The sequence below is a fragment of the Methyloversatilis sp. genome, assembly GCF_965284615.1.
Taxonomy (GTDB): Bacteria; Pseudomonadota; Gammaproteobacteria; order Burkholderiales; family Rhodocyclaceae; genus Methyloversatilis.
This window is the reverse complement of the sequence record NZ_OZ260098.1, coordinates 288448-314776: the sequence shown is the minus strand read 5'-3', so window position 1 is coordinate 314776 and position 26329 is coordinate 288448. Positions and strand designations below refer to the sequence as shown.

The following is a 26329-nucleotide window of genomic DNA, read 5'->3' as shown; positions in this document are numbered from 1 at the left end:
TTGGTGATGAACGCCGCAGGTCAGGCCTGCAGCAGCGGGTCCAGCTTGCCTTCGCGGTCGAGTGCGTGCAGATCGTCGCACCCGCCCACATGGAAGTCGTCGATGTAGATCTGCGGCACGGTACGCCTGCCGGTTTTCTCCATCATTTCAGTACGCCGCGCCGGGTCGGTGTTCAACCCGCACTTTCTCGATGTCGGTCACGCCCTTGGACACGAGCAGGCGCTCCGCCTGCACGCAGTAGGGGCAGTAGCCGCTCGTGTACATCAGTACGTGTGCCATGACATCACTTCTTGGTCAGTGGCAGACCGGCCTGTTCCCAGGCGCCGATACCGCCGTCGAGTGCAAACACCTTTTCGAAACCGGCCTTGCGCAGCGTCGAGCAGGCGCTGGCGGAACGCATGCCGCTGGCGCAGACAACGATGAGCGGGCGGTCCTTGAACTTTTCCAGGTCACCGATGCGCTGATCGATCTGACCAACCGGAATGTGACGCGAACCGGCGATGCGGCCCTTGGCCCATTCGGGCTGTTCGCGCACGTCGATCACCTGGGCGTCCTCGCGGTTGATCAGTTGCGTCGCCTGCGCCGGCGTCAGGCGCGGACCGGAGGTCTTCGTGCGCAGCGTCATGACGAGCAGCGCGACGCCGCTGATCAGGGCCGAAATGGCCCAGAGGTAGTTGTTGTTCTGAGTCAGGAATTCCATGGGAGAGAGGTGCTGGCAGGCTGTGGGACTCGCGGCAGGCGGTCCGCTGTAACGGGGTCCGCATCATCGCCGGGATCGTGTCATCCGGCAACGCGGATGTTTCGACATGTCATCTTCTGTCGAATTTTTACGGGGCCGCGCGCTGCGTTTTCTGGGAAAATGCGCATTTTAGCCCAAGCGCGGTCAGTCCACCTGCAGACCACGAGTCCGCAGTGCAGCACGTCTCACCGGGGCGCCGCGCCCTTCACACATAGCCCACCCGATATGTACAAGCTCGTTCTGCTGCGCCACGGCGAATCCGTCTGGAACAAGGAAAACCGTTTCACCGGATGGACCGACGTCGGTCTGACCGACAAAGGCGAAATCGAGGCCCGCGAAGCCGGCCGCCTGCTCAACCGCGAAGGCTACCGCTTCGACATGGCCTTCACTTCGGTGCTCAAGCGCGCCAACAAGACGCTCTACGTCGCGCTCGAACAACTGAACCTGATGTGGATTCCGATCCGTCCGACCTGGCGCCTGAACGAGCGTCACTACGGCGCGCTGCAGGGCCTGAACAAGGCGCAGACGGCGCAGAAGTTCGGCGAGGAACAGGTGCTGGTGTGGCGCCGCTCCTACGACACGCCGCCGCCGGCGCTGGAAGAGGACGATCCGCGCCTCGATCGCAAGAACCCGCGCTACGCCGAAGTGCCGGACGAGCAGTTTCCGCGCACCGAATGCCTGAAGGACACCGTGGCCCGCGTCATCCCGTTCTGGGACGCCGAGATTGCGCCGCAGATCAAGGCCGGCAAGAACGTGCTCATCGTCGCCCACGGCAACAGCCTGCGCGCGCTGATCAAGTACCTCGACAATGTGTCGGAACAGGACATCCTCGGCCTGAACATCCCGACCGCCCAGCCGCTGGTGTATGAGCTGGACGAGAACCTGAAGCCGATCCGCCACTACTACCTCGGCGACCAGGAAGCCATCCGCGCCGCCATCGACGCCGTGGCCAACCAGAGCCGCGCCGTGCCGCAGCGCCAGCGTCCGCCCATCCCCGAAGCCGAAGAGCCGCAATCGGCCGAACAGCGCGCACCGTGGATGGAGTGAAGCGCTGGCTGGTCCGGGCACTGCTCTGCACGCTGCCCGGAACCGCCTTCGCCGAGCGCGCAGTCCAGTCCAGCCCGGAACAGCTGCGCGCCCTTCAGCAGCGCATGGAAGCGCTGCGCGATGAACTGAACCAGTCTGAAAGCGCACACCGCGAGGCCCGCGACGAGCTGCGCAGCTCGGAAAAGGCCATTTCCGACGCCAGCCGTGCGCTGCGCGACATCGCCGGCCGCCGCAAGGCGGTCGAAAGCGCGCTGACGCAGACGCGCAAGGACGTGGCCGCCGGCGAAGAGCGTCTGCGCACCCAGCAATCACAACTGGCGCAACTGCTGCGCGGCCACCAGCGCGCCGGCGAGGCCGATGCGTTGCGCCACCTGCTGTCCGGCACCGATCCCAACCAGAGCGCACGCGACCTGCACTACCTGCGCAGCCTGTCGAAAAGCCAGCTCAGGCTGATGGACGACCATCGTGCGACGCTGACGCGCCAGCGCGAGCTGCTGGCACAGCAGGACGCCCAGCTGGACGAAATCCGCACCCTGGAAACGGAGCGCGAACGCGAGCGCGGCAAGCTGCAGGCCGAGCACGACGTGCGGCGCAAAGTGCTCGACCGCATCGCCACCCAGTTGCGCACCGAACGCAAGGAACTGGCCCAGCTCAAGCGCGACGAGGCGCGACTGAGCCGGCTGATCGAATCGCTGTCGCGGCGCAGCACCCGCAGCACGCCGCCGAAGACGCCCGCGGCAGGCCCGGCCGACGACGCGCCGGCGCCCGCCGGCCGCGAAAGCCGCGGTCCGGTCGTGCAGTCGGCGCCGGTCGATCACGGCGGCGTTGCCTTCCCCAAACTGCGCGGTCGACTGCCCTGGCCGGCCAGTGGCGAACTTGCGCGCCGCTTCGGTGCCCAAGGCGCGGATGGCGGAACACCGCTGCGCGGCATCTTCATCCGCGCAACGGCGGGCGACGTCAAGGCGGTGGCTGCCGGTACCGTGGTGTTCGCGGACTGGCTGCGCGGTTTCGGCAACCTGGTCATCGTCGATCACGGCGACAACTATCTGAGTGTCTATGGCAACAACGAAGCCGTGCTGAAGTCGGTTGGCGCAGCGGTACGCGCCGGCGAGGTGATCGCCTCGATCGGCGCCAGCGGTGGGGCTTCGGAATCAGGTTTATACTTTGAATTACGGCATCAGGGACAGGCGCTGGACCCGCTGAAATGGGTTGCCCGCTAGGCTGCACCGAGGGTGCAGCTTCCGTTACCTGCCGAAAAATATGCGGAGTGCAATCGATGCAAAAGAAGCTGCAGCAAACCGGGCTGGTCATGATCGGACTGTGTGCCGGGGTACTGCTCAGTCTCAATTTCTCCGCCAACGCGAACAAGCCGGTCGGCAGCACGCTGCCGGTCGAGGAACTGCGCCAGTTCGCCGACGTGCTGAATGCGGTGAAGTCGGGCTATGTCGAGCCGGTCGATGACAAGAAGCTGATCACCCACGCGATCAGCGGCATGCTGTCGGGTCTCGACCCGCACTCGGCCTACCTCGACCAGGACGCGTTCAAGGATCTGCAGGCCGGCACCCAGGGCGAATTCGGCGGCCTCGGCATCGAGGTCGGCATGGAAGACGGCTTCGTCAAGGTGGTGTCGCCGATCGAGGACACGCCGGCCTTCCGCGCTGGCGTCAAGGCGGGCGACCTGATCATCAAGCTGGACGACACCTCGACCAAGGGCCTCACGCTGAGCGACGCGGTCAAGCGCATGCGCGGCAAGCCGGACACCAGCATCCGCCTGACCATTGCGCGCAAGGGCGAAACCAAGCCGATCGAGGTCACGCTGACGCGCGAAATCATCAAGGTGCAGTCGGTGAAATCGAAGCTGGTCGAACCCGGTTACGGTTACCTGCGCCTGACGCAGTTCCAGGAAGCCAGCGCCGAGGACCTCGCCAAGCACATCGGCAAGCTGTACAAGGACGGCGAACTGAAAGGTCTGGTGCTCGACCTGCGCAACGACCCGGGCGGCCTGCTGCACGGCGCCGTGGGCGTATCTGCCGCCTTCCTGCCGCCGAAGGCAACCGTGGTGTCAACCGACGGCCGCACCGAGGACGCCAAGCGCCGCTTCATCGCCGCGCCGGAGGATTACCTGCGCGGGTCGCGCGAGGACTATCTCGCCACGCTGCCGGCCGGCGCCAAGTCGGTGCCCATGGTGGTGCTGGTGAACTCGGGTTCGGCCTCGGCCTCGGAAATCGTCGCCGGCGCGCTGCAGGACCACAAGCGCGCAGTCATCATGGGCACCCAGACCTTCGGGAAAGGCTCGGTGCAGACCATCATGCCGCTGGCCAACAACACCGCGATCAAGCTGACGACGGCGCGTTACTACACGCCGAACGGCCGCTCGATCCAGGCCAAGGGCATCGTGCCGGACATCATCGTCGAAGAGACGCCGAATGGCAGCGGCGGTGGCATCCGTCTGCGCGAAGCCGACCTCGACCGTCACCTCGGCAACGACAAGGAACCCGAGGAAGCCGCACCGAAACCCGCCGCTGGCGCCAAGGGCAAGCCGGCGAAGGAGGAGGACGAGGATGCCAAGCCGGCCGCGCCGTTCGAGTTCGCCACCGCGTCGGATTACCAGTTCACCCAGGCCTTGAATCTGCTGAAGGGATTGCAGATCATCCAGAAAAACTGAGGCCCGCCGTACCTGGCGGGCCGTGCGGCGATCTGCGGATCGCCGCCGGATGCAGGAGCTGAACCATGGTCGCACATGCCAGCCAGCGTCGTTTCGGCCGCGAACACCGCGCGCCGCGCAAGCCCGGATACGGCCCCCAGGCCGGCCTGATGAAGCACCGCGAACTGCGCTTCTGTCGCCGCTGCCCGCGCCGCGTCGATGAGGCGCTCGCGCTGCTCGCCGCGGTCGGCGGCATTTCGGTCACCGCGCAGGGCGATCGCGTGGTCGCCATCGAGTACAGCCTGACCGACCACAGCTTCCGCAGCATAGAGCGGGCACTGCGCGCGCACGGCTTCGTACTCGACGGTTCGCTGAAGATGCGACTGATCCGCACGATGCTCTATTTCTGCGAAGACACCCAGCTGCGCAACCTGAAGCAGCCGGAGCGACTGATCAAGAAGTCGAACGAAATCTACGTCAAGGCCTGGCAGCACCACCCGCACGGCGATCACGACGACACGCCGAGCGAACTGCGCGAGTATCGCTGACCGCCCGTTTCCCCACCGCTACACGCCGCCGCATCCGCCGGCGGTCACTTCTTCATGAATGACCAGCAACTGCTGCGCTACAGCCGCCACATCCTGCTCGACCCGATAGGCATCGAAGGACAGGACAGACTGCTCGCCTCGCGCGCCCTCATCGTCGGCGCCGGCGGCCTCGGCTGTCCGTCGGCGCTCTACCTCGCGGCGGCCGGTGTCGGCACGCTGGTGATCGCCGACGACGACGACGTCAACCTGACCAATCTGCAGCGGCAGATCCTGCACCGCGAACACTCGGTCGGCCGCGCCAAGGTCGAATCGGCGCGCGAAACGCTGCACGACGTCAATCCGGGCACCGAGGTGATCGCGCTGAAGAAGCGACTGGCCGGCGACGAACTGCTGGAACAGATCGCCGCCGCCGACGTGGTGCTCGACTGCAGCGACAACTTCGCCACCCGCCACGCGATCAACCGCGCCTGCGTGGCAACCCGCACACCGCTGGTGTCGGGTGCCGCAATCCGCTTCGACGGTCAGGTGTCGGTATTCGACAGCCGTGAGCCGGACGCGCCGTGCTACCACTGCCTGTTCCCGGAGGGCGGCGAGGTCGAGGAGGTGCGCTGCGCGGTGATGGGCGTATTCGCGCCGCTGACCGGCATCATCGGCACCGTGCAGGCGGCCGAAGCGCTGAAGATCCTCGCGCAGACCGGCCGCACGCTGGCCGGCCGCCTGCTGCTGCTCGACGCACTCGGCATGGAGTGGCGCAGCATCACGCTGCCGCGCGACCCCGGCTGCGCCGTCTGCGGCGAGGGCCGGAGCCCCAGCTAGCCCCTAGCCCCTAGCCCCTAGCTGTGAAGAGTCAAGAGGTTGTTCTGCGAATTTGAGAGACGGGACATAGGGACTTTGCAGGCGATGCCGTGATGAGGTCGGTGCCAGTTGTAGAAGTGGTTCCAGAGAGGCAAAGCGGCTTTGCGCAGGTCGGAGTTGGGATAGGAATGGCCGTAGGCCCACTCGCGCAGAGCTGACTGGATGAAGCGCTCTGCCTTGCCATTGGTCTGTGGCCGATAGGCTCGTGTGAACTTGTGTTTGATCCCCAGCTCGGTGCAGGCCTGAGCGAAGGCGAGCGAGTGGAAGGCAGGTCCGTTGTCGGTGAGCACGCGCTGTACGGTGACACCGAGCGTTGCGTAATAGGCGACGGCATTTCGCAGGAAGCTCACGGCGCTGTCTTTGCGCTCATCGGGGTGCATGTCGGTGAAAGCAATGCGCGAATGGTCGTCGATGGCCACAAACAAGTGTTCCCAGCCTACGCCGCGGGTGCGCTTGCGATAATCGGCTGTGATTCGATGACCCACAGCGGTGAAGCGGCCCAACTTCTTGATGTCGATGTGGAGCAGTTCGCCGGGCGTCTGGCGCTCGTAGCGCTGTATGGACTCCGTCGGGGCCAGATCGCTGAACCTTGAGAGGCCGGCTCGTCGGAGCACCCGGCTGACCGTTGCTTTGGATACGCCGGTGTAGGAGGCGATCCGGGATTGAAGAAAGAGTTTGCGGCGCAGCTCGATGATGGTCAGCGCGACTTCTGGGGCAATGCTTCGGGGAGAACGGGCGGGACGGGACGACTTGTCTGCAAGTCCAGCCGGACCTTCGGCCAGGTAGCGCCCCAGCCATTTGCGGGAAGTGACACTGCTGACGCCGTTACGCTTCGCCGCATCAGAGGCCGACAGACCTCTCACAAGCATGTCCAACACCATTTCCAGGCGACGAAGGTAGGTCAATCGGGCATTCTTGTGGGTGTTCATCCGGAATCCTGTTCGAGAGAGCTTGGGGGTTTGGCGATTTCCAGTCTCTCAGAACTTCTCCGGGTGAACACCCGAAACAACCTATTGAAGCTTCACACCTAGCCCCTAAAAAGGCTAGTGCAGCTTCACGTGCGGCTCGGTGCTCTGCTTGATGAAGCGTGCCACCGCGTCGAGCGAGCTCTTGACCCAGCCGTGCAGCGCGATCTGGTGCATCTGGTACAGCGAGCGGTACATCATGCGCGCGACCAGACCCTCGATGAACATGCTGCCGCCGACCACGCCACCCATCAGGTTGCCGGTGGCGCCGCTCTTGCCGAGCGACACCAGCGAGCCGAAGTCCTTGTAGCGGAAGGGGCCGGGGTCACCCTTGCCTTCAAGCCGCATGGCGAAGATCTTCACCAGATAGCTGGCCTGCTGGTGCGCCGCCTGGGCGCGCGGCGGAATCGTGCCTTCGCCGCCCAGCCACTGACAGGCCGCGCAGTCACCGAAGGCGTAGATGTCCGGGTCGTGCGTGGTGACCAGGTGGTCATCCACCACCAGCTGGTTGATGCGGTTCGACTCCAGCCCGCCGAAGCCGGACAGCATGTTCGGTGCCTTGATGCCGGCCGCCCACACCATCAGGTCGCCGCGGATGAAATGGCCGCTGGCGGTGACCAGACCGTCATGGCGCACTTCGCTGACACGTTCCGACTTCAGCACGTCGATGCCCATGCCACGCAGCAACTCTTCGGCCGACGCCGAAATGCGCGCCGGCAGCGCCGGCAGCACGCGGTCGGCCGCCTCGATCAGCGTAATCCGCACGTCCTGGCGCGGGTCCATGCTGTGCACCCCGAAGGCGCGCAGCACCTTGCTGGTGTGGCGCAGTTCGGCCGACAGTTCGACGCCTGTGGCGCCAGCGCCGATGATGGCGATCGACACTTCGTGCGGTTCGCCGCGCTCGGCACGCGCGTCGGCGCGCATGCAGGCGGCGACCAGCTTCTGCCGGAAGCGCTCGGCGTCGTGCGTGGTGTCCAGCGCCATCGTGTGCTCGTCCGCACCGGGAATGCCGAAGGTGTTCACCGTGCTGCCGATGGCGATCACCAGATAGTCGTAATGCAGCTCGCGCTCGGGCAGCATCGGTTCGCCGTCGAAGTCGGCCACTGCCTCGATGTGGATGGTCTTGCGCGTGCGATCGATGGCCGTCATCCGGCCCATCTGGAACTCGAAGTTGTGCCAGCGCGCCTGCGCGACGTACTCCAGCCGGTGCATGTGCATGTCCATGCGCCCGGCGGCGACCTCGTGCAGATGCGGTTTCCAGATGTGGATGGGCGAAGCATCGACCAGCACGATGTCGGCCTGCCCTTTGGCGCCGTAGCGGTCGCCGAGCTGGGTGACCAGTTCGAGGCCGCCGGCGCCGCCGCCGACCACCACGATGACGGGTTTCTTGGAATTATTCATGATCTCCTCGGAGCGAAGCCCGCCCTGCACGGGAGCGGACGGCGCATTCTGCTACAGCCCCCGCCGCTTGTGCAGGGCGGGGCTCCGGGTGTCATGGCGGCGGAACAGTCGACCGCCCAGTGTGTTCAGCCGCGGCGCAACGAAAGCAGCACAGCAACGACGGCGAGCGCGCTCAGCCACAGCAGCGACCACTCGGGAATGTCGAGGCCGAGTATCGGCGGCAGCTTGGCACCGCAGGCGCCATCGGCGAAGAAGGCCTGCGGGAACCACTGCGCCGGCGGCAGGCTGTTCACGAAATCCTCGACCGGATCGAGGCCGCAGCTGACCGACGGGTTGTACAGCACATAGACGTGACGCCCGGCCACCGCCGCGCCGGCGGCCGCGATCAGCGCCGACACCCACAGTCCGCTGCGCGCCAGCGCTCCGCCGAACAGGCCGCTCAGCAGGAAGAACACGCCGGCACCAAAGAAGGCGTAGCGCTGCAGGATGCACAGCGGGCAGGGCGCCAGACGCTCGACGTGCTGCAGCCACAGCGCGAAGGCGAGCAGGCCGAAACAGAAGTAGGACAGCAGGAAGTAGATGCGCGTACGGGCAATCGGGGTCATCGGGGACTCGTTCTCGTTGTTGGGACAGCCGGCGCGTCAGAGCACGTAGCGCGCAAGATCCTCGCTTTGCGCCAGTTCGCCCAGCCGGGCGTCCACGTAGGCAGCGTCTATGGTGAGCGAGCGGGCGTGCTGGCCGGCGTCGAAGGACACCTCCTCCAGCAGCTTTTCCATCACCGTGTGCAGTCGCCGCGCGCCGATGTTTTCGGTGCGCTCGTTCACCGACCACGCCACTTCGGCCAGCCGGCGGATGCCGTCCGGCGCGAAATCCAGCGTCACGCCATCGGTTTCCAGCAACGCCGCGTACTGGCGGGTGAGGCAGGCATCGGTGGCGGTCAGGATGCGTTCGAAGTCATCGACCGACAGCGACTCCAGCTCGACGCGGATCGGAAATCGGCCCTGCAGCTCGGGAATCAGGTCGCTCGGGCGCGACAGGTGGAAGGCGCCGCTGGCGATGAACAGGATGTGGTCGGTCTTCACCATGCCGTATTTGGTCGTGATCGTCGTGCCTTCGACCAGCGGCAGCAGATCGCGTTGCACGCCCTGGCGCGAAACATCGGCACCGCCGTGGTCGGAGCGCGACGCCACCTTGTCGATCTCGTCGAGGAACACGATGCCGTTCTGCTCGACCGCGACCAGCGCCTGCTGCTTCACCTCGTCCTCGTTGATCAGGCGCGCCGCCTCTTCGTCAGTCAGCACGCGCAGCGCCTCGCGGATCGGCATCTTGCGGCTGCGCCGGCGTTGCGCGCCGATGTTCTGGAACATCGACTGCAGCTGGCCGGTCAGCTCTTCCATGCCGGGCGGCGTCAGGATTTCCATCGCGGCCGGCGCCACCGCCACCTCGATGTCGATCTCCTTGTCGTCCAGTTCACCCTCGCGCAGCTTCTTGCGGAATTTCTGCCGCGTGCCGCTCTCGTCGGTCGTCGGCGCATCGACACCGAAACCGACCGGCCGCGCCGGTGGCAGCAGCACGTCGAGGATGCGGTCCTCGGCGGCGTCCTCGGCGCGCGTGCGTACCGCCTTCATCGCGCGTTCGCGCAGGTCCTTGATTGCGATTTCGACCAGATCGCGGATGATGGTGTCAACATCGCGGCCGACATAGCCCACTTCGGTGAACTTGGTCGCTTCGACCTTGATGAAGGGCGCGTTCGCCAGCCGCGCCAGCCGACGCGCGATCTCGGTCTTGCCGACACCGGTCGGCCCGATCATCAGGATGTTCTTCGGCGTGATTTCGCTGCGCAGCGGCTCGGCCACCTGAGCGCGCCGCCAGCGGTTGCGCAGCGCGACGGCCACCGAGCGTTTGGCGCGCGTCTGGCCGACGATGTGCTTGTCCAGTTCGGACACGATTTCGGAAGGGGTCATGACTTGATCCGCAGGGGTCACGGCGCTCACCACTCGATGCTTTCTATGGTGTGACTCTGGTTGGTGTAGATGCACAGGTCACCGGCGATGCCGAGCGACTTCGACACCACGTCGCGCGCCGACAGTTCGGTATTCTCGACCAGCGCACGGGCCGCCGACTGGGCGTAGGCGCCGCCGGAGCCGATGGCGACGATGCCGCCCTCGGGTTCGAGCACGTCGCCGTTGCCGGTGATGATGAGCGAGGACTCGCGGTCGGCCACCGCCAGCATCGCTTCCAGCCGGCGCAGCATGCGGTCGGTACGCCAGTCCTTGGCCAGTTCGACTGCGCTGCGCAGCAGATTGCCCTGATGCTTCTCCAGCTTGGATTCGAAGCGCTCGAACAGCGTGAAGGCGTCCGCCGTACCGCCGGCGAAGCCGGCCAGGATGCGGCCCTGATAAAGCCGCCGCACCTTGCGCGCGGTTGCCTTGACGACGATATTGCCGAGCGTCACCTGACCGTCGCCACCGAGGGCGACCTGACCCGGGCGACGCACCGAAAGTATGGTGGTGCCGTGATACTGTTCCATCGCTATTCCCGAAAAATGCCGCGGAGGTTGCGCACTTTAAACCATGCGCAGCGGGGCGCCGGTGGCGCTAGAAGCGGCGTTGCTGGATTTCCGCCACGGCGGCGACACCGATCAGCAGCAGCAGCGCCGCCACCATCGGTCGTACATCGACCAGACGGGGCTGGCGGCCGGTGGCCTGCACCGCGGTGATCACGTTGAACAGCAGGCCGGCGCTGATGAAGTCCATCCGGCACAGCTCGGAACAATCGACCTTCATAACCCCCTGCGGAAGGTCAGCCGCCTGCAGCACGGCAAAGGCATCCTGACGGGCGCCGACGATCTCGCCGCGCAGCGCGATGCGCGCATTCTTCTCGACCGGCGCCGGTTCTGCCGCGGCCGGCGCGAGCACCGACGACACCCAGCGCGCGTCCCACGACGGCGGCGACAGCTCGAAGGTGACCGCGTACTGGATCGCGAATTCCTCGAAGTTGGCTTCGTCGCCGAGTTGCTGCAGCGCCTCCAGATAGAGCAGCCACTGCGCCGGCCCCTCGGCCTTGCCCGGCACGATGCGCGGCGCCAGCAGGTCGCGCAGCACGGTGGCGCTGAGCATGGCCACACCGTGCCCGCAGCGGCGCAGCGCCACCAGCACGTCGAGCAGCATGCGCGCGCCGTCCTCGTCCACGTCGTGCAGACGGGCGACATCCACCCGCACTACGTGCGCCTTTGAACACAGGCGGTCGATCTGGTCGATGGAGGCGCGGCTGGCCGCGGTCAGCTTGCCCGCCAGTGTCAGCGTGGGCGGGCCGGACGTCGCGCCACGCGATGGGGACGCCGGCCAGGCCGGCGCCGAACGTTCGAAGCGCTCGGCGTAAGCCAGCGCGTGCGCCTCGAAGGCGTCAACACGGCCGAGCGCGTGACAGAGGTCGAACAGCATGGCCCACACCTGTTCGGTCGAACTGCCGAGATCGCCGAAGGTGGCGCGTTCCAGCGTGGACAGCGCCGCTTCATCGTCACCATTGGCAAACAGCATGGCCGCTTCCTCGACCACCGGGTGCAGCCCGCTGGACACGTCCTGCACCTGCAGCTCGCCCTTGCCAGCGCGGCGCGCACCCTCCAGCGGATCGCGCGACACGAAATCGAGCGACATCAGGCCGGCAGACGACGGCGGATCGCTGGCCGGCATGCTGTCGGGCGGGCGCGACGCAGTGGCCGTCCCCGCGGCCGGTGCGGTCGGTCGCACCGGCTTGCGGGTTTCGACCTGCGGCGCAGGTGTTTTCTTGAAGAAGGAGAAAGCCACGGATGGGTCCGGATCGGGGCGCGAACCGTAATTAACGGCGCATCGATTCACAACTGCAACGATCGGTAACTTTACCTTTCAACCGCAGCGGGCGGCACCCCCGAAGGCGTAAGAAGACGTGACAAGGTGCTGCAAGGGCACAAATCGGCGCCCAGGCGCGACGGGCGCGGCATTCACCGCACCCGTGACGCACCCGACAACGGTCAGAAGGTGGCGCGCAGGCCGGCCATGATGCTGCGGCCAGGCATCGGTGCGATGCCCTTGAGGAAGGACACGTGGTTGCGCGCCTCGGTGTCGAACAGGTTGTTGCCGCGCAGCCAGGCTTCCCAGTTCACGCCGGCCGCCTGGAAACCGTAGCTGGCGAAGGCATTGACCAGCGCGTAGCCGGCAGTCGGCGTGCCGAGATCGTCAACGCGGTCCTGCCGGCGGGCGCCCTGCACTTCCAGCCGCAGGTTCAGCGCCTCGCGATGCCAGTTCAGCGCCGCCATGCCGCGCATCGGCGCGATGCGCGGCAGCGGCTCGCCGGTGTCGCGATTGGCCGCGCGCACCATGTCGGCCTGCAGATCGAGGTGAAGCTCGCCGGCACAACGGCACAGCAGCAGATGGGCCTGCGCCTCCAGACCATAGAACTTCGCCGGCACCGCCTGGTAGGCGAACTCGGGCAGTTCGCCGGCCGGATCGATCAGACCGTCCTCCTCACGGCGGAGGCCGGTGTCGGCGAGCGCGATGAAGTTGCGGAAGCGGCTGTGGAACACGCCGATACTGCCGCTGTGATCGCCGCGCTTGACGCGCAACTGGGCGTCGATCGAGTTCGACTGTTCCTTGTCCAGCGCCGCGTTGCCGACCTCGTAGTTGCCGGTGGCGGCGTGCGGGCCGTTGGCGAACAGCTCGTAGAAGGTCGGCGCGCGCTCGGTGTGCGCCAGCTGGGTGGCGACCGAGAAGGTGTCGTTCAGCGGATAGACCGCACCGAAGGCAGCGCTGCGCGCGGTGAAGCGACGCTCCTGCGACGGGTCGAAGCGCGGCGTGCCCGGATTGTTCGCATCGTCCGGGCCACCGCCGTCGCTGCCCACCTCGACCCGCTCGACGCGACCGCCGAAGGTGAGCTTGAGCTCGCCGATGCGGGTTTCCTCGAACAGGAAGAGCGCGCGCGTATCGGTGTTGGTCGAGGGCACGAAGGCTTCGTCGCCCAGCGCCGAGAACTCGCTGCTGTCGAGCTGCATGCCGACCACCCCGCGGAAGGGGCCGAGCTGCGCGTGCGCCGCCTCGACCCGCAGGTCGGTGCCCTTGCTGAAGAAGCGCGTTTCGGGCAAGCCATCGTCCAGTTCGACGTGCTTGTAGTCGGTATGGCCGGCGCGGAACTTGACGCCAGTGATGAAACCGTCGATTTCGCGCATTTCGCCAGCGAGGTCCCAGCGCTCGCTGCGCATATCTATCGTGATGTTCTCTTCGGCCACCGTGCCATAGGTCGAATCGAACACGCCGTAGGAGGCGCCGACATAACCGCGTTCGCCGGCGAAGGAGGCGCCAAAGCCGCCGCCCTCGGTGTCGGCGGCCGAATTGCGCAGGCGGCCATCGGGGATGCGCAGATCGGAGGTCGAGCGGGTGAAGCCGTCGGCGTGCAGATTGAAACCGTTCTTGCCGAACTCGACACGGCCGGCCAGCGCGCGGGTCGAGTCGGCGCCGCCGACGAGGCCATCGACGCGCCCGCTGGCGCCATTCATCGGCGACTGCGGAATTCGGTTGTCGAGCGCATTCACCACGCCGCCGACCGCATTGCCGCCATACATCAGCGCCGCCGGGCCACGCACCACCTCGACCCGCTCAACCACCAGCGGATCCACCGTGGTCGCGTGGTCGAAGGACAGCGAGGACGCATCGACGGTGGCGCCGCCGTTGCCGAGGATGCGCACGCGGTCGCCGTCGAGGCCGCGGATCACCGGCCGGCTTGAGTTCGGACCGAACCAGGTCGAACTGACGCCCGGCAGATTGCCGACCGTCTCGCCCAGCGTGCTGGCGCCGCGCAGCGTGAGGTCGTGATCGTCCATCACCGACACCGGGCTGACCAGATCGGACAGGTCGCTGCCCAGCGGATTGCCGGTGACGACGATGGCCGGAAGGTCCTGGATGGCCTGGGCGAAGACCGGAACGGAAAAGGACACGGAAGCGGCTGCCGCGAGGGCGCCGCCGACAAAACGATGGATCTGCATGAAGTTCTCCCCGCGTCCGGACACGGACGCGCGCCCGCGCGTGATCACGCGGGTCAGTCTGAATGTATGAAGTGCATGCCCCGGAGGGGGCGACGGATCAGAGCGGGGAGGGGGCAGGCGGCCCGTGCGCACAGGGCTCGGGCGCCGCACCATGGGCCGCGACGCGCAGCGAAGCGGCCCGCAGCACGTGCGACAGATCGGGAACAGCCGGGTCGGGCGCGGCGCCGACAGACAGCTGGGTCAGGGAATGGGCGGACAGGCAGTCCGGACAGACCGGCGCATGCGCCGGGTCGCCGTCGTCCTCGGCGGTCAGCGAGACACCGGCCGCCGGGACGTGTTCGAAGGCATGGACGAGCGTGACGTGCTGTGCCCCGATCAGGCACAGCAGCAGCATGACGAGCCGCAACGCGGAAAGGCGTCGGAACATCGCGCGTCCGGGCCCGGCCTCAGTCGCCGTACAGCTTCTGCAGACGTTCGCGGCGCTCCTGCGCCTCGATGGTCAGCGTCGCGGTCGGGCGGGCGAGCAGGCGGCCGATGCCGATCGGCTCGCCGGTTTCGTCGCAATAGCCGTATTCGCCGGCATCGATGCGGTCGATCGCCTGTTCGATCTTCTTCAGCAGCTTGCGCTCGCGATCGCGCGTGCGCAGTTCCAGCGTGTGTTCCTCTTCCACCGTGGCGCGGTCGGCGGGGTCGGACACATTGTCGACCTCGCGCATGTGCTCCACGGTTTCATCGGCCTTGCGCAGGATGTCGTCGCGCATGCGGGCGAGCAGGTCGCGGAAGAAGGCGAGCTGCGCCTCGTTCATGTAGTCCTTTTCCGGCATCTTCAGGATGTCGGCTTCGGTCAGCGGCTTGTCGGCCTTGCTGGCGTTCTTGGTGGCCATCCGCATGAACTCCCGGGGATTGGAAAGGCGAAGAGGATACCAATGTTTTGGCAAAAAACTGCGTAACGCTTCACTCGATCCTGAGCATCAGCCCCTTCAGGTACTCGCCCTCGGGAAAAGCCAGCCCCACCGGGTGATCCGCCCCCGCCGACAGGCGCTTCAGGACGCGCGCCGACACCCCGGCGTCGGCTGCCGCGTCGGCGACGATCTTCTGGAAGAAATCGACGTCAACGCCACCGGAACAGGAATAGGTCATCAGCAGACCGCCCGGCGCCAGCAGCCGGAAACCGAGCAGATTGATGTCCTTGTAGGCGCGCGCCGCCGACTTCGCGTGCGCGGCCGACGGCGCGAACTTTGGCGGGTCGAGGACGATCAGGTCGAAGCGGCGGCCCTCGGCGCGAAAGGTGCGCAGCGCCTGGAACACATCCGCCTCCAGCCATTCGGCGCGCGCGGCGTCGATCTGCGGGTTGTGGCCGACATTGCGCTGCGCCGTCGCCAGCGCGGGGCCGGAGGAATCGATGGACAGCACCGATTCGGCGCCGCCGGCCAGCGCGTGCAGCGAAAAGCCGCCGGTGTAGCAGAAGCAGTTCAGCACGCGACGACCGGCGGCCAGTCCACCGCACAGCCGGCGATTTTCGCGCTGATCGAGGTAGAAGCCGGTCTTGTGGCCGCCGGCCACGTCGATCTCGATGTTGACGTCGCCCGCCACGCCGGGTTCGGCGATCACCGGGAAGGGCGCATCACCGTCGCCGATCAGCCAGCCGCTGCGCGGCTCCAGACCTTCGAGCGCGCGCACGTCTGAATCCGAGCGCTCATAGACGCGTTCGATGCCGGTCGCGCGCACCAGTGCGTCGGCGATGGTTGTGCGCCACTTCTCGCCGCCGGCGCTGGTGATCTGCAGCACGATCACGTCGGCGTAGCGGTCGGCGATGACGCCAGGCAGGCCGTCGGACTCGCCGTGCAGCAGGCGCACGCCCCCGCGCGGACCGAATTCGCCGGCCAGTTCGGGCAGGTCGCGCCGCTGTTCGACTGCGCGTGCGACGGTGCGGCGGAAGAAGGCATCGTCGATCGACTCGTCCCCGAAGGTCCACATGCGGGCACGGATCTGCGACGCCGGCGAGAACGCCGCGCGGCCGAGCGCGCGACCATTGGCCGCCTGCACCAGCACGGTGTCGCCCGGGCGGGCGCGACCGTCGAGACGATCGACCGAACCGGCGAATATCCACGGATGACGGCGCATGACCGAGCGCTCACGGCCCGGAGCGAGAATCAGGGTGGCACTCATGGTCTGTCAGTCATCACGCTGCGCCTGCCGAAAAGGCCGGCTTTGCAAAGCCGGCCCTCCTGAGCGAACAAAGTGAGCGCGGGAGCCTTCATCTCACCCCAGCTCACGGATCAGCGCGGCGCCGAGCAGTTCGCCGATGCGCTCCAGGTAGAGCGTGCCCATGTCCGGTACGAAGCGCGCTGCGTCGTTGGCGCCCAGCGCCAGCAGACCGACCACGCGCGATTCACGGCGCAGCGGCACCAGCGCCATCGACTGTACGACCGGGGCCGACTCGCCAAACCAGGCGGCGACACCGAGATCGTTCACCGGGCCGCAGTAGGGCTGGCGCGCCTCGTTGGCGAACACGCGGATGCGCTCCTCGACCGGCTCGAACACGTCGCCGTCGCGGGTGAGCACGCTGTTCCACAGGCGCAGCGCCGTGTGCGGCACCGAAAAGCCCTCGGACAGCTGCTCGCGCAGCGCCACCATCACGGCGTCGAAGCTGCCGGCCGTCATCAGCGCGATGGACAGCGCGTGCACACGCGTCGAAATGACGTCGTTGTCCTCGCCGAAACGCAGCAGTTCGGCCAGTTTCAGCTCCAGCAGCTTGGCCTTCTCGCGCAGCGTCAGGATCTGCCGCTCGGTGATCGAGATGGCGCGGCCGCCGTGCGGGTGCGGCACGTACAGATGGGCGAGCAGGTCGTGATAGTCCTCGAAGAACTGCGGGTGGTCCTGCAGGTAACGCGCGACGTCGTCGGCTTTCATGGGGGTACTACTCCAGATGGATGTCGGCTTCGAATACGGTGACGGCAGGGCCGGTCATCAGGACGGGCTGGCCCTCGCCGGCCCAGGCGATGTTCAGTTCGCCGCCGCGCGTGCTGACGCGCACCGGGCTTTCCAGCAGGTTGCGGACGATGCCGGCCACCACGGCGGCGCAGGCGCCGGTGCCGCAGGCCAGCGTTTCGCCGGCGCCGCGCTCATACACGCGCAGCCGGATGTGGTGGGCATCGACCACCTGCATGAAGCCGGCGTTCACGCGCGCCGGAAAACGCGGGTGCGATTCGATCAGCGGACCCTGTTGCGCCACCGGCGCGTGGTTGACGTCGGCCACCACCTGCACTGCGTGCGGGTTGCCCATCGACACCGCGGTGATCGGCACCGCGCTGCCGGCCACGTCCAGCGGCTGCACGAAGGCGTCGGAATCGGACTGGAAGGGGATGCGCGCCGGCTCGAACACCGGCACCCCCATATTCACCGTCACGTTGATGTCGTCGGCGGCGGTCAGCGTGATGACGCCGCTCTTCGTTTCGACGCGGATTTCGCGCTTGTCGGTCAGGCCCTGCTCGCGCACGAAGCGCACGAAACAGCGCGCGCCATTGCCGCACTGTTCGACCTCGCCGCCGTCGGCATTGAAGATGCGATAGCGGAAATCGACGCCCGGCTGCTGCGCGCGCTCGACCACCAGCAACTGGTCGCAGCCGACGCCGAAATGGCGGTCAGCCAGAAAGCGCACCTGATCAGGCGTCAGATCGACGCGCTGGCGGATCGCGTCGATCACGACGAAATCGTTGCCCAGACCGTGCATCTTGGAAAAACGGAGCTTCATTCAGTCACCATGGAAACGTAGTCGCGCCACACGCAGCGGTCCATCACGACGGTCAGGCCGGCCGCCTGCGCGCGCAGCGCAGCCGCTTCGTCGATCACGCCGTCCTGCAGCCACACGGCGGGCAGGCCAAGCGCGATCGCCTGATCGACGAAGGCGCCGACGCGGTCGGCGGCGATGAACAGGTCGACCAGATCGATCTGCCGGCGCAGGTCCTCGGGAATGTCGGCCAGCGAGGCATAGGCCTGCTCGCCCAGCACTTCGGTGACCGCCGGGCGCACCGGCACGATGCGCCAGCCGAAGCGCTGCATGCCGCGGGCGACGCGATGGCTGGGACGGGATGCATTAGGCGACAGGCCGACCACGGCCACCGTGCGCACGCGGCGCAAAAGGTCTGCGATGGCCTGCGGCGCAGGATTCGTAAACATGGCCGTCATTCTACAGGGGCGGGCCGCTGCACACCGGGCGGGCACTTGTAGCGCTTGTAGCCCCAGATGTACTGCGCCGGATACTGGCGCACCAGCGCCTCGACATTGCGGTTGATCGCCTCGACCCGCTGCGCCGTATCGCCCTCGACCGGCACTTCCGGTTCGATGAAGTGCACATGGAAACCGCGCCCGGCCGGCAGGCGTTCGGCAAACACCATGACGGTGCCGGCCGCCATCGCGGTGAGCCGGGCGGCCAGCGTCATCGTGTAGGCGGGGCGGCCGAAGAAGTCGGCCCACATGCCTTCGCCGTTGGCCGGCACCTGGTCCGGCAGGATGCCGACCAGCCCGCCGTCCTTGATCGTGCGCAGCAGCCGCCGTACGCCCGAGCCGTCGGCTGCTGCCAGCGACACACCGGCGCCGTCGCGCCCCTGCTCCATCAGCGGACGCAGCCAGTCCTGGCGCGGTGCGCGGTAGAGCACGGTGATCGGGATGCGCGAACCGATCAGCCGGGCGGCGATCTCGAAGGCGCCCATGTGCGGCGTCAGCAGCACCACGCCGCGGCCGCTGGCGTGCAGTCGCTCGACGTGTTCCCAGCCGCTGACCTCGACCACGCCGGCCACCACGGCCGGCCGCGGCCGCATCCAGATCCACGGCAGTTCGAGCATGGCGCGGCCGGAATGGGCCGCCGCCTCGCGGATCAGCGCGGCGTCGGCGCCCGGTATCGCCGACGTCAGATTGCGGTCGAACTCGCGCCGGAACCTGGCGGAGCGCGCATGGATCAGACGCCCGGCGATGGCGCCGATCGCCTGCAGCGTGCGCAGCGGAAGGTGGGAAAGCAGCCGGAAGGCGCCCATGGCCACCCGGCTCGCGAGGTCTGACATGGAAAAAAGCTGGATTCGCGAAAACGACAGGACGCGGTAGACTACTGTTTCCGCCGAGTTAAACGAGACAACTTGCAGGGCGGATTAGAAATACTGCTAAAGCGTCGCCTGCTCGCTTCCCGGGGCTGGTTCGACGAACCGCAACAGGGAAGTTACAAGGAGCAGGTGCATGTCAGAGTATTTCTTCACTTCGGAGTCGGTGTCCGAAGGCCACCCGGACAAGGTGTCCGACCAGATTTCCGACGCCATCCTCGACGCCATCCTGGCGCAGGACCCGACCGCCCGCGTCGCCGCCGAAACGCTGTGCAATACCGGTCTCGTCGTGCTGGCCGGTGAGATCACCACCACCGCCAACGTCAACTACATCCACGTCGCACGCGACACGATCAAGCGCATCGGCTACGACAACACCGAATACGGCATCGACTACAAGGGCTGCGCCGTGCTGGTGGCCTACGACAAGCAGAGCCCGGACATCGCCCAGGGCGTGGACCGCGCCAGCGACGACTACCTGAACCAGGGTGCCGGCGACCAGGGCCTGATGTTCGGCTACGCCTGCGACGAAACGCCGGTGCTGATGCCGCTGGCGCTGCACCTGTCGCACCGCCTGGTCGAGCGCCAGGCTCACCTGCGCAAGGACGGCCGCCTGCCCTGGCTGCGCCCGGACGCCAAGAGCCAGGTCACCATCCGCTACGTCAACGGCAAGCCGGAGCGCATCGACACCGTGGTGCTGTCCACCCAGCACGCGCCGGACATGTCACTCGAAGCGATCCGCGAAGCGGTGATCGAAGACATCATCAAGCCGGTGCTGCCGCCGGAACTGGTGAAGGGCGAAATCAAGTATCTGGTGAACCCGACCGGCCGCTTCGTCATCGGCGGCCCGCAGGGCGACTGCGGCCTGACCGGCCGCAAGATCATCGTCAACACCTACGGCGGTGCCGCTCCGCACGGCGGCGGCGCCTTCTCCGGCAAGGACCCGTCCAAGGTCAACCGCTCGGCCGCCTACGCCGGCCGCTACGTGGCGAAGAACATCGTCGCCGCCGGCCTCGCGTCGAAGTGCCAGGTGCAGGTGAGCTACGCCATCGGCGTCGCCCAGCCGACCTCGGTCATGGTCGAAACCTTCGGCACCGGCAAGGTTTCGAACGAGAAGCTGACCGAACTGGTGAAGCGCCACTTCGATCTGCGCCCGAAGGGCATCGTACAGATGCTCGATCTGCTGCGCCCGATCTACCAGAAGACCGCCGCCTACGGCCATTTCGGCCGTGACGAGCCGGAATTCAGCTGGGAAGCGATCGACAAGGCAGCGGCGCTGCGGGCGGACGCCGGGCTGTAAGGGGAACGACGAGAGGAGAGGCCTGGACGCGGCCTCTCCTCTTAGCAGCAGCATCCAGCCTCAGCCATCTATTGCGACACCGTCCAGAGCTACGAACCATTGCGCCAATCTTAGTAGCCGCTTTTTTTCACTGTGAGTGAAGTTGCCCCAAACCTCTCCGTGAAAAGGATTGTCTGGCGGGAGCGGATCTGTCCCCACTTGGAAGCCTTCGTCCCGAAGCTGCTGCGCCGTAAAGCGAATTGAACCGATCCAACGCGGGGTCGTAACAAACACCTTTGCGTCAAGCCCAGCTTCCTCGATCTGACGCTGGAGATCGACAGACAGCCCCCCACCATTTGCGCTCGAGGACGGCGAAACAGCCATGCTCGACAATCGCCTAAAGCCATTTTTGTCGGTAACAACAAACTGCTCTGAAACTCTACGAATAATGCCATCCGCTCCCAGAATTTCGGGATGATCATGAGGAACTACCCTCCCGCTTACATCACGCGGCGGCGGCAGCAATCGTTGGCTCCGTTATCTCCTTTACCCAATCCGAAACCGTAGAAAAGTCAGTCGTTAGATCAAGTTCATCGAAACCATGTGTCTCGCCGCGGTCTCTCCACGCGTAAACATTATTAGGCCCACGAACCCACAACTCGATATCCCCCACATGGGTGTGCCATTCGATTTGTAGATCACCGGATGCGCCCGGGACAATTTGTGGTGGTGGTGTATATGGGCCACAAATGGACTCAAGCACCCTAAAAGCGAACATAGCATTGTCGAAAGAGACTGGAAAACCGCCATATCCATCCCAGCCCTCTTCAAGGCGGATCAACTGTTCCAAGCGTTCTCTTACCACTGCGGCCCAAGAGGACCCTTGATCGCTCATAGCGACCTGACGCACAGAGGGACCTGTGATTTTCATCACCGGACTAGAGCCAATCGACGCCAACCCAAGACACACTTCTCTCACTGCACCCTCCCCCAAACACGATGAGCTTCAGCGGAAGTCAAATCAACAAACCGTCGAACGATCACGTCACGACCTACCGACAAAAAATTCATTGCGGCGCCAATATCCGCACCTTCCGGCGCCCCCTTCACAGTAAGACTTAAAACAATAACCTCTCGCCCGTTCTGCAAATAACCAAGTGACGACTCTACATACAGTCAACCGATTGGCCGCCCATCCGGACCCCTGACAACCTCCCGAAAATTAACCGTAAAATCATCTGGAGATTTTTGACCAAAAGACAAGAAACTTAGCCAATAGGAAAAGCCACGCTCATCAGCTCTATCGAAAGGAATGTGATTTATGTAACTTATCTCACATTGATTAATCATTAACGACTGAGGCACGAGTGACGAGAAATATTCTTGAAGCTTGAAAAGCTCCCTACAAAATCCATCGCGCATCGCCTCAAAACGAGGGTAGTTATTTTCAACTCCGCCTACCTTCCGCCAATTATGCAGCAACCGATCCTGCTGAAATTGGAGCAATTCATCACCCTCCGGTTTCAAGAACCAGAAGCGATCATGCACCCCCCCAGTTACAATTCCAAACTGCGGCATTAGGGAGGAATGTTGAAATGGCAACCCAAAGGTCTCAAACGCAGGCGCCAGCGCCTGATGCTCCTGCACTTGTGGATACTCGTCCTTAAACACGCCCCAAACCTCTCCGGCACGTATTTGTTGATAGCCTTGAGGCGCTGCGAACTGGACGCCAACAACCACCTCGTTGAGCGGTGGAAGCCTAAAATCCGGCAGATCCGGAGGACGTTTTTGCGGGTCAGTCACTAGAATCCCTCTATAACACTAGGAGGCTGTCGTTGAATGATGTCACGTCGCCTCCCCTCTGAATGAAACTTGACCAACAGAAATAGGTGCGAGAACACTTGAACTCAGCGTGTGTAAGTGAACTCACGCTCCTCCACTACGCGACGTCAAGCCCCAGCTCAACTTTATATGCTGCACCAATTTTTAGACGTGAGTGTTTCACAAGTCACGAAGGTTGGTCGCAAGAAGGTAGTTATCAAGCCCGAGGCTATTATTCCATCGGATGCCGCCCCACGAACGCATCCACCGAGTTCTCGGCGATCCGCGTCCACAGGTGCTGTTCGGAGCGGAAGCGGTTCCACGGCTCGAACACTTTGCGGAACTGCGGGTTGGCGGCGGCGGTTTCGCGGTACAGCGCGAACGCCTCCTTCTGCAGCGCGAGCAGAATGTCGCGCGAGAACATGCGCAACTGGGCGCCGCCTTCGATCAGCTTCTTCATCGCCGCCGGATTGCGCGCGTCGTAGCGTGCCTGCATGCCGATGTGGGCTGCAGCGCAAGCGGATTCGAGGATCTGCCGATACTCGGCCGGCAAGGCGTCATACGCCTGCCGATTGACGTAGATGGTCAGCTGCGGGCCGGCTTCGGCCCAGCCCGGGTAGTAGTAATAGGGCGCGACCTTGTAGAAGCCGAGCTTCAGATCGTCGTACGGCCCGACCCACTCGGCTGCGTCGATCGCCCCCTTTTCCAGCGCCGGATAGACGTCGGCGCCCGGAATCTGCTGCGGCACCACGCCCAGCCGTGACACCACCTGGCCGGCGTAGCCACCGATGCGCATCTTCAGGCCCTTGAGGTCGGCCACGCTGCGGATTTCGCGGCGGAACCAGCCGCCCATCTGGGCACCGGTGTTGCCGCAGGGGAAATTGACGACGTTGTAGCCGGCGAACAGCTCGCGCATCAGCGCCATGCCGCCGCCATCGACCAGCCAGGCCGCCTGCTGCCGGCTGTTCAGACCGAAGGGCATGGCGCAGTCGAAAGCGAAGGTCGGGTCTTTGCCGATGTAGTAGTAGGACGCCGAGTGGCCGCACTCCACCGTGCCCTCGCGCACGGCATCGAGCACGCCAAAGGGCGGCACCAGTTCGTTGGCGGCGAACACCTGGATCTGGAAGCGGCCGCCGGTGGCGGCGCTGACCTGCTGCGCCACCTGCTCGGCGGCGGCATACAGCGCGTCCAGCGCCTTAGGGAAGCTGGACGCCAGCCGCCAGCGGATGGCCGGCTGGGCGCCGACGACCGCCGGCGCTCCAGCCATAGCGGCGAGCGGCGCCGCTTTCAGGAAGCTGCGCCGGTCGGTCACTCAGGCACCTGCGATGCGCATGCGGTCGATCAACACCGAGCCGCTCTGTTTCGAGCCGCGCACCAGTGCGTCGGCGCCGACTTCCTGTATGCCCATGAACATGTCGCGCAGATTGCCGGCGATGGTGATTTCCTGCACCGGGTAGGCGATTTCGCCGTTCTCGATCCAGTAGCCGGCGGCGCCGCGCGAATAGTCGCCGGTCACGTAATTGACGCCGTGGCCCAGCAGTTCGGTCACCAGCAGACCGCGCTTGATGCCGCGGATCAGCTCATCCAGGCTCTTCTTGCCCGACTGCAGGATGAGGTTGTGCGAGCCGCCGGCGTTGCCGGTGGTTTCCATGCCCAGCTTGCGCGCCGAGTAGGTGCTCAGGAAATAGCCGTTCAGCACGCCGCCCTGTACGACTTCGCGGTCACGCGTGGCGACGCCGTCGTCGTCAAACATGCCCGAACCCATCGCGCCCGGCAGGTGCGGCCGTTCGGAAATGTTGATGTGCTTCGGGAAGATCTGCTTGCCCAGACTGTCGAGCAGGAAGGAGGACTTGCGGTACAGCGCGCCGCCGCTGGTCGCTTGCACGAAATGGCCGAGCAGACCGATGGCCAGCGGCGCTTCGAACAGCACCGGCACGCGGGTCGTCTTGACGCGCCGTGCGCCGAGCCTCGACAGCGCGCGGCGCGCGGCGTAGTCGCCGATCGCCTCCGGCGCCGGCAGGTCGTGGGCGTTGCGGCGGCTGGCGTACCAGTCTTCGCGCTGCATGCCGTCACCTTCGCCGGCGATGACCGAGCAGCTGATGTACTGCCGCGTGCTGGCGTAGCCGGCCATGAAGCCCAGGCTGTTGGCGGAAATGAATTGCGACTGCTGGGCCGACACCGAAGCGCCTTCCGAATTGCGGATGTCGGGCGACACGCCGAAGGCGGCGTCCTCGCAGCGGCGGGCCAGATCGATGGCCTGTTCGACCGGCAGTTCCCACGGGTGGAACAGGTCGAGGTCGCGGAATTCGGTGGCCAGCAGCGATTTGTCCGGCAGGCCGGCCGCGTCGTCTTCGGCGGTGAAGCGGGCGATCGACAGCGCGGCATCGACGGTGGCGCGCATCGCGTCCAGCGAAAAGTCGCTTGAACTGGCGTAGCCGCGGCGCTGGCCGACATAGACGGTGACGCCGATGCCCTTGTCGCGGTTGTACTCGATGGTTTCGACCTCGCCGCGGCGCACGGTGACCGACTGGCCGAAGCCTTCGGACACGTCAACTTCGGCGGCAGTCGCGCCACCGGCGCGGGCATGATCGAGAAGCTGTTGCGCGATATCGCGCATGCTGGCGTCGGTATAGCTGAAACCCTGTCGGGACATGGCGGATTCGTGGTCGGGCAAAGGCTGCAATAATAGCCGCTTGCCACGCTCTGCCCCGTCCTCTGTATCCCAATGCGCCCCAAATCGATATCCACCACCGAAAACCCCGACGATCAGGATCTGCCGGACCGTCCGAGCAAGAGCCAGCGGAAGCGCGACGCCCATGTGCTGCAGGACATCGGTACGCAACTGGTCGCGCTGTCGGCCGAACAGATCAAGCGCATCGACATGCCGGAGAACCTGCGCATCGCCATCACCGAAGCGCAGCGCACGCGCAGCCACGAAGGCCTGCGCCGGCAGATGCAGTACGTCGGCAAGGTGATGCGCGGCATCGACACCGCGCCGCTGACCGAAGCGCTGGACGCCATCCACGGCCGCTCCGCCCGCGCGGTCGCGCGCGAACAGATGCTGGAACGCATGCGCGAACGGCTGATCGCCGACGAACAGGTGCTGGGCGACATCGCCGCCCAGTGGCCGGGCGCCGACCTGACCCATCTGCGCACGCTGCGTCGCAACGTGCTGCGCGAACGCGAACTGAACAAGCCGCCGCGCGCCTTCCGCGAAATCTTCCGCGTGCTGCGTCAGCTCGACAACGCGCAGAGCGGCGAAGAGGACATCGAACCCGAACAGGACGAGAACGACGATGAGTGACACACAGGATCTGCTGACGGTCGGTCTGGTTTCCGTTTCCGACCGCGCATCGAGCGGCGTCTACCAGGACCAGGGCATCCCGGCACTGAAGGAGTGGCTGTCGGCCGCGCTGAAGAATCCGGTGCTGTTCGAAACGCGGCTGATCCCGGACGAACAGCCGCAGATCGAAGCGACGCTGATCGAACTGTGCGACAGCGCCGGCTGTGATCTGGTGCTGACCACCGGCGGCACCGGCCCCGCCCCGCGCGACGTGACGCCGGACGCCACCATCGCCGTGGCGCACCGGGTAATGCCCGGTTTCGGCGAACAGATGCGGCAGATCAGCCTGCGCTTCGTGCCGACCGCCATCCTGTCGCGGCAGACCGGCGTAATCCGTGGCAAGACGCTCATCCTCAACCTGCCGGGCCAGCCGAAGTCGATCAAGGAAACGCTGGAAGGCGTCAAGGACGCCGACGGCAATCCGCTGGTGCACGGCATCTTCGCCGCCGTGCCCTATTGCATCGACCTGATAGGCGGGCCGTACATCGAGACGGACGACAGCGTAGTCAAGGCCTTCCGTCCGAAATCGGCGATCCGCGCCGCGAAAACCTGAGCTCGCCGAGCCGCAGCGGCCGCGAGTC

Annotated in this window: 28 protein-coding genes and 1 pseudogene; 8 read left to right on the top strand and 21 right to left on the bottom strand. The window is 65.7% G+C overall.

Features of this window, described 5'->3' with window-relative positions:
• Positions 1-20 precede the first annotated feature (20 nt).
• Positions 21-279 (bottom strand): annotated as a pseudogene (gene grxC, locus ACQ66H_RS01530) (glutaredoxin 3).
• Positions 280-283: 4 nt separating this feature from the next.
• The gene (locus ACQ66H_RS01525; protein WP_430432520.1) at positions 284-700 is read right to left on the bottom strand and encodes a rhodanese-like domain-containing protein; all 417 of its coding nucleotides are present in this window, start codon (positions 698-700) and stop codon (positions 284-286) included.
• A 264-nt stretch (positions 701-964) separates the two neighbouring features.
• Between ACQ66H_RS01525 and gpmA the strand changes: the two genes are divergently transcribed.
• From gpmA to ACQ66H_RS01500, 5 genes are all read left to right on the top strand, one after another.
• Positions 965-1786 carry a 2,3-diphosphoglycerate-dependent phosphoglycerate mutase gene (gpmA, locus tag ACQ66H_RS01520; protein ID WP_430432519.1) on the top strand — a complete coding sequence of 274 codons (822 nt, stop codon included), beginning with the start codon at positions 965-967 and terminating at the stop codon, positions 1784-1786.
• Positions 1774-3006 (top strand): murein hydrolase activator EnvC family protein, encoded by a 1233-nt coding sequence (locus ACQ66H_RS01515; protein WP_430432518.1) that lies wholly within the window; start codon positions 1774-1776, stop codon positions 3004-3006. The genes gpmA and ACQ66H_RS01515 overlap by 13 nt, the downstream gene beginning before the upstream one ends.
• Before the next feature lie 56 nt (positions 3007-3062).
• Entirely contained in the window at positions 3063-4451 is a 1389-nt protein-coding gene (locus ACQ66H_RS01510; RefSeq protein ID WP_430432517.1) for a S41 family peptidase, read from the top strand.
• Positions 4452-4516: 65 nt separating this feature from the next.
• The gene (locus ACQ66H_RS01505) at positions 4517-4978 is read left to right on the top strand and encodes a hypothetical protein (RefSeq protein ID WP_020163029.1); all 462 of its coding nucleotides are present in this window, start codon (positions 4517-4519) and stop codon (positions 4976-4978) included.
• A gap of 54 nt (positions 4979-5032) precedes the next feature.
• Positions 5033-5794: a HesA/MoeB/ThiF family protein gene (locus ACQ66H_RS01500; RefSeq protein ID WP_430432516.1), complete on the top strand. Its 762-nt coding sequence runs from the start codon at positions 5033-5035 to the stop codon at positions 5792-5794.
• A gap of 17 nt (positions 5795-5811) precedes the next feature.
• On the opposite strand, the gene ACQ66H_RS01495 is transcribed toward ACQ66H_RS01500, so the two are convergent.
• The 14 genes from ACQ66H_RS01495 to ACQ66H_RS01430 form a co-directional block, all read right to left on the bottom strand.
• Positions 5812-6762 (bottom strand): IS481 family transposase, encoded by a 951-nt coding sequence (locus ACQ66H_RS01495; protein WP_430432515.1) that lies wholly within the window; start codon positions 6760-6762, stop codon positions 5812-5814.
• Positions 6763-6876: 114 nt separating this feature from the next.
• Positions 6877-8199 (bottom strand): NAD(P)/FAD-dependent oxidoreductase, encoded by a 1323-nt coding sequence (locus ACQ66H_RS01490; RefSeq protein ID WP_430432514.1) that lies wholly within the window; start codon positions 8197-8199, stop codon positions 6877-6879.
• Between the two features lie 125 nt (positions 8200-8324).
• Positions 8325-8804 carry a disulfide bond formation protein B gene (locus ACQ66H_RS01485; protein ID WP_304001645.1) on the bottom strand — a complete coding sequence of 160 codons (480 nt, stop codon included), beginning with the start codon at positions 8802-8804 and terminating at the stop codon, positions 8325-8327.
• A gap of 36 nt (positions 8805-8840) precedes the next feature.
• Positions 8841-10163, bottom strand: a complete 1323-nt coding sequence (gene hslU, locus ACQ66H_RS01480; RefSeq protein WP_430432513.1) for an ATP-dependent protease ATPase subunit HslU — start codon at positions 10161-10163, stop codon at positions 8841-8843.
• Between the two features lie 26 nt (positions 10164-10189).
• Positions 10190-10729 carry an ATP-dependent protease subunit HslV gene (hslV, locus tag ACQ66H_RS01475; RefSeq protein WP_019915756.1) on the bottom strand — a complete coding sequence of 180 codons (540 nt, stop codon included), beginning with the start codon at positions 10727-10729 and terminating at the stop codon, positions 10190-10192.
• Positions 10730-10796: 67 nt separating this feature from the next.
• Positions 10797-12005 carry an STAS domain-containing protein gene (locus tag ACQ66H_RS01470; RefSeq protein WP_430432512.1) on the bottom strand — a complete coding sequence of 403 codons (1209 nt, stop codon included), beginning with the start codon at positions 12003-12005 and terminating at the stop codon, positions 10797-10799.
• Between the two features lie 203 nt (positions 12006-12208).
• On the bottom strand, positions 12209-14212 hold the full coding sequence (locus ACQ66H_RS01465) for a TonB-dependent receptor (RefSeq protein WP_430432511.1): 2004 nt from the start codon (positions 14210-14212) through the stop codon (positions 12209-12211).
• A 97-nt stretch (positions 14213-14309) separates the two neighbouring features.
• Entirely contained in the window at positions 14310-14639 is a 330-nt protein-coding gene (locus ACQ66H_RS01460; protein WP_430432510.1) for a hypothetical protein, read from the bottom strand.
• Between the two features lie 19 nt (positions 14640-14658).
• Complete coding sequence (gene dksA, locus ACQ66H_RS01455) at positions 14659-15096, bottom strand: RNA polymerase-binding protein DksA (protein ID WP_019915761.1); 438 nt, start codon at positions 15094-15096, stop codon at positions 14659-14661.
• Positions 15097-15166: 70 nt separating this feature from the next.
• Complete coding sequence (locus ACQ66H_RS01450) at positions 15167-16381, bottom strand: class I SAM-dependent rRNA methyltransferase (protein ID WP_430432509.1); 1215 nt, start codon at positions 16379-16381, stop codon at positions 15167-15169.
• A 93-nt stretch (positions 16382-16474) separates the two neighbouring features.
• On the bottom strand, positions 16475-17125 hold the full coding sequence (locus ACQ66H_RS01445) for a DUF484 family protein (RefSeq protein WP_430432508.1): 651 nt from the start codon (positions 17123-17125) through the stop codon (positions 16475-16477).
• A 7-nt stretch (positions 17126-17132) separates the two neighbouring features.
• Entirely contained in the window at positions 17133-17966 is an 834-nt protein-coding gene (gene dapF, locus ACQ66H_RS01440) for a diaminopimelate epimerase (protein WP_430432507.1), read from the bottom strand.
• Complete coding sequence (locus ACQ66H_RS01435) at positions 17963-18391, bottom strand: CoA-binding protein (RefSeq protein ID WP_430432506.1); 429 nt, start codon at positions 18389-18391, stop codon at positions 17963-17965. Before ACQ66H_RS01435 ends, dapF begins: the two co-directional genes overlap by 4 nt.
• A gap of 5 nt (positions 18392-18396) precedes the next feature.
• Positions 18397-19272: a lysophospholipid acyltransferase family protein gene (locus ACQ66H_RS01430; RefSeq protein WP_430432505.1), complete on the bottom strand. Its 876-nt coding sequence runs from the start codon at positions 19270-19272 to the stop codon at positions 18397-18399.
• 169 nt (positions 19273-19441) lie between these two features.
• Between ACQ66H_RS01430 and metK the strand changes: the two genes are divergently transcribed.
• A complete protein-coding gene (gene metK, locus ACQ66H_RS01425; RefSeq protein ID WP_430432504.1) occupies positions 19442-20605 on the top strand; it encodes a methionine adenosyltransferase in 1164 nt (387 codons plus the stop codon).
• A gap of 60 nt (positions 20606-20665) precedes the next feature.
• On the opposite strand, the gene ACQ66H_RS01420 is transcribed toward metK, so the two are convergent.
• The 5 genes from ACQ66H_RS01420 to pmbA all read right to left on the bottom strand — a co-directional run bounded on the left by ACQ66H_RS01420 (position 20666) and on the right by pmbA (position 25058).
• The gene (locus ACQ66H_RS01420; protein ID WP_430432503.1) at positions 20666-21109 is read right to left on the bottom strand and encodes a hypothetical protein; all 444 of its coding nucleotides are present in this window, start codon (positions 21107-21109) and stop codon (positions 20666-20668) included.
• Complete coding sequence (locus ACQ66H_RS01415) at positions 21090-21434, bottom strand: hypothetical protein (protein WP_430432502.1); 345 nt, start codon at positions 21432-21434, stop codon at positions 21090-21092. Before ACQ66H_RS01415 ends, ACQ66H_RS01420 begins: the two co-directional genes overlap by 20 nt.
• Positions 21435-21760: 326 nt before the next feature.
• The gene (locus ACQ66H_RS01410) at positions 21761-22387 is read right to left on the bottom strand and encodes a TIGR04255 family protein (protein ID WP_430432501.1); all 627 of its coding nucleotides are present in this window, start codon (positions 22385-22387) and stop codon (positions 21761-21763) included.
• Between the two features lie 250 nt (positions 22388-22637).
• The gene (locus tag ACQ66H_RS01405) at positions 22638-23717 is read right to left on the bottom strand and encodes a TRAP transporter substrate-binding protein (protein ID WP_430432500.1); all 1080 of its coding nucleotides are present in this window, start codon (positions 23715-23717) and stop codon (positions 22638-22640) included.
• Positions 23718-25058: a metalloprotease PmbA gene (gene pmbA, locus ACQ66H_RS01400; protein WP_430432499.1), complete on the bottom strand. Its 1341-nt coding sequence runs from the start codon at positions 25056-25058 to the stop codon at positions 23718-23720. It lies immediately after the preceding gene.
• Between the two features lie 72 nt (positions 25059-25130).
• On the opposite strand from pmbA, the gene yjgA reads away from it, so the two are divergent.
• Entirely contained in the window at positions 25131-25709 is a 579-nt protein-coding gene (yjgA, locus tag ACQ66H_RS01395; RefSeq protein WP_019915774.1) for a ribosome biogenesis factor YjgA, read from the top strand.
• Positions 25702-26301 (top strand): molybdopterin adenylyltransferase, encoded by a 600-nt coding sequence (mog, locus tag ACQ66H_RS01390; RefSeq protein ID WP_430432498.1) that lies wholly within the window; start codon positions 25702-25704, stop codon positions 26299-26301. Before yjgA ends, mog begins: the two co-directional genes overlap by 8 nt.
• Positions 26302-26329 lie beyond the last annotated feature (28 nt).

What these genes read in the sequence shown, in the direction of transcription:
- pmbA (WP_430432499.1), bottom strand. Translation starts at nt 25,058, where the DNA reads ATGTCCCGACAGGGTTTCAGCTATACCGACGCCAGCATGCGCGATATC.
- metK (WP_430432504.1), top strand. Translation starts at nt 19,442, where the DNA reads ATGTCAGAGTATTTCTTCACTTCGGAGTCGGTGTCCGAAGGCCACCCG.
- hslV (WP_019915756.1), bottom strand. Translation starts at nt 10,729, where the DNA reads ATGGAACAGTATCACGGCACCACCATACTTTCGGTGCGTCGCCCGGGT.
- ACQ66H_RS01460 (WP_430432510.1), bottom strand. Translation starts at nt 14,639, where the DNA reads ATGTTCCGACGCCTTTCCGCGTTGCGGCTCGTCATGCTGCTGCTGTGC.
- ACQ66H_RS01485 (WP_304001645.1), bottom strand. Translation starts at nt 8,804, where the DNA reads ATGACCCCGATTGCCCGTACGCGCATCTACTTCCTGCTGTCCTACTTC.
- ACQ66H_RS01430 (WP_430432505.1), bottom strand. Translation starts at nt 19,272, where the DNA reads ATGTCAGACCTCGCGAGCCGGGTGGCCATGGGCGCCTTCCGGCTGCTT.
- ACQ66H_RS01510 (WP_430432517.1), top strand. Translation starts at nt 3,063, where the DNA reads ATGCAAAAGAAGCTGCAGCAAACCGGGCTGGTCATGATCGGACTGTGT.
- ACQ66H_RS01465 (WP_430432511.1), bottom strand. Translation starts at nt 14,212, where the DNA reads ATGCAGATCCATCGTTTTGTCGGCGGCGCCCTCGCGGCAGCCGCTTCC.
- dksA (WP_019915761.1), bottom strand. Translation starts at nt 15,096, where the DNA reads ATGGCCACCAAGAACGCCAGCAAGGCCGACAAGCCGCTGACCGAAGCC.
- mog (WP_430432498.1), top strand. Translation starts at nt 25,702, where the DNA reads ATGAGTGACACACAGGATCTGCTGACGGTCGGTCTGGTTTCCGTTTCC.
- dapF (WP_430432507.1), bottom strand. Translation starts at nt 17,966, where the DNA reads ATGAAGCTCCGTTTTTCCAAGATGCACGGTCTGGGCAACGATTTCGTC.
- hslU (WP_430432513.1), bottom strand. Translation starts at nt 10,163, where the DNA reads ATGACCCCTTCCGAAATCGTGTCCGAACTGGACAAGCACATCGTCGGC.
- ACQ66H_RS01505 (WP_020163029.1), top strand. Translation starts at nt 4,517, where the DNA reads ATGGTCGCACATGCCAGCCAGCGTCGTTTCGGCCGCGAACACCGCGCG.
- gpmA (WP_430432519.1), top strand. Translation starts at nt 965, where the DNA reads ATGTACAAGCTCGTTCTGCTGCGCCACGGCGAATCCGTCTGGAACAAG.
- ACQ66H_RS01495 (WP_430432515.1), bottom strand. Translation starts at nt 6,762, where the DNA reads ATGAACACCCACAAGAATGCCCGATTGACCTACCTTCGTCGCCTGGAA.
- ACQ66H_RS01525 (WP_430432520.1), bottom strand. Translation starts at nt 700, where the DNA reads ATGGAATTCCTGACTCAGAACAACAACTACCTCTGGGCCATTTCGGCC.
- ACQ66H_RS01490 (WP_430432514.1), bottom strand. Translation starts at nt 8,199, where the DNA reads ATGAATAATTCCAAGAAACCCGTCATCGTGGTGGTCGGCGGCGGCGCC.
- ACQ66H_RS01500 (WP_430432516.1), top strand. Translation starts at nt 5,033, where the DNA reads ATGAATGACCAGCAACTGCTGCGCTACAGCCGCCACATCCTGCTCGAC.
- ACQ66H_RS01435 (WP_430432506.1), bottom strand. Translation starts at nt 18,391, where the DNA reads ATGTTTACGAATCCTGCGCCGCAGGCCATCGCAGACCTTTTGCGCCGC.
- yjgA (WP_019915774.1), top strand. Translation starts at nt 25,131, where the DNA reads ATGCGCCCCAAATCGATATCCACCACCGAAAACCCCGACGATCAGGAT.
- ACQ66H_RS01445 (WP_430432508.1), bottom strand. Translation starts at nt 17,125, where the DNA reads ATGAAAGCCGACGACGTCGCGCGTTACCTGCAGGACCACCCGCAGTTC.
- ACQ66H_RS01450 (WP_430432509.1), bottom strand. Translation starts at nt 16,381, where the DNA reads ATGAGTGCCACCCTGATTCTCGCTCCGGGCCGTGAGCGCTCGGTCATG.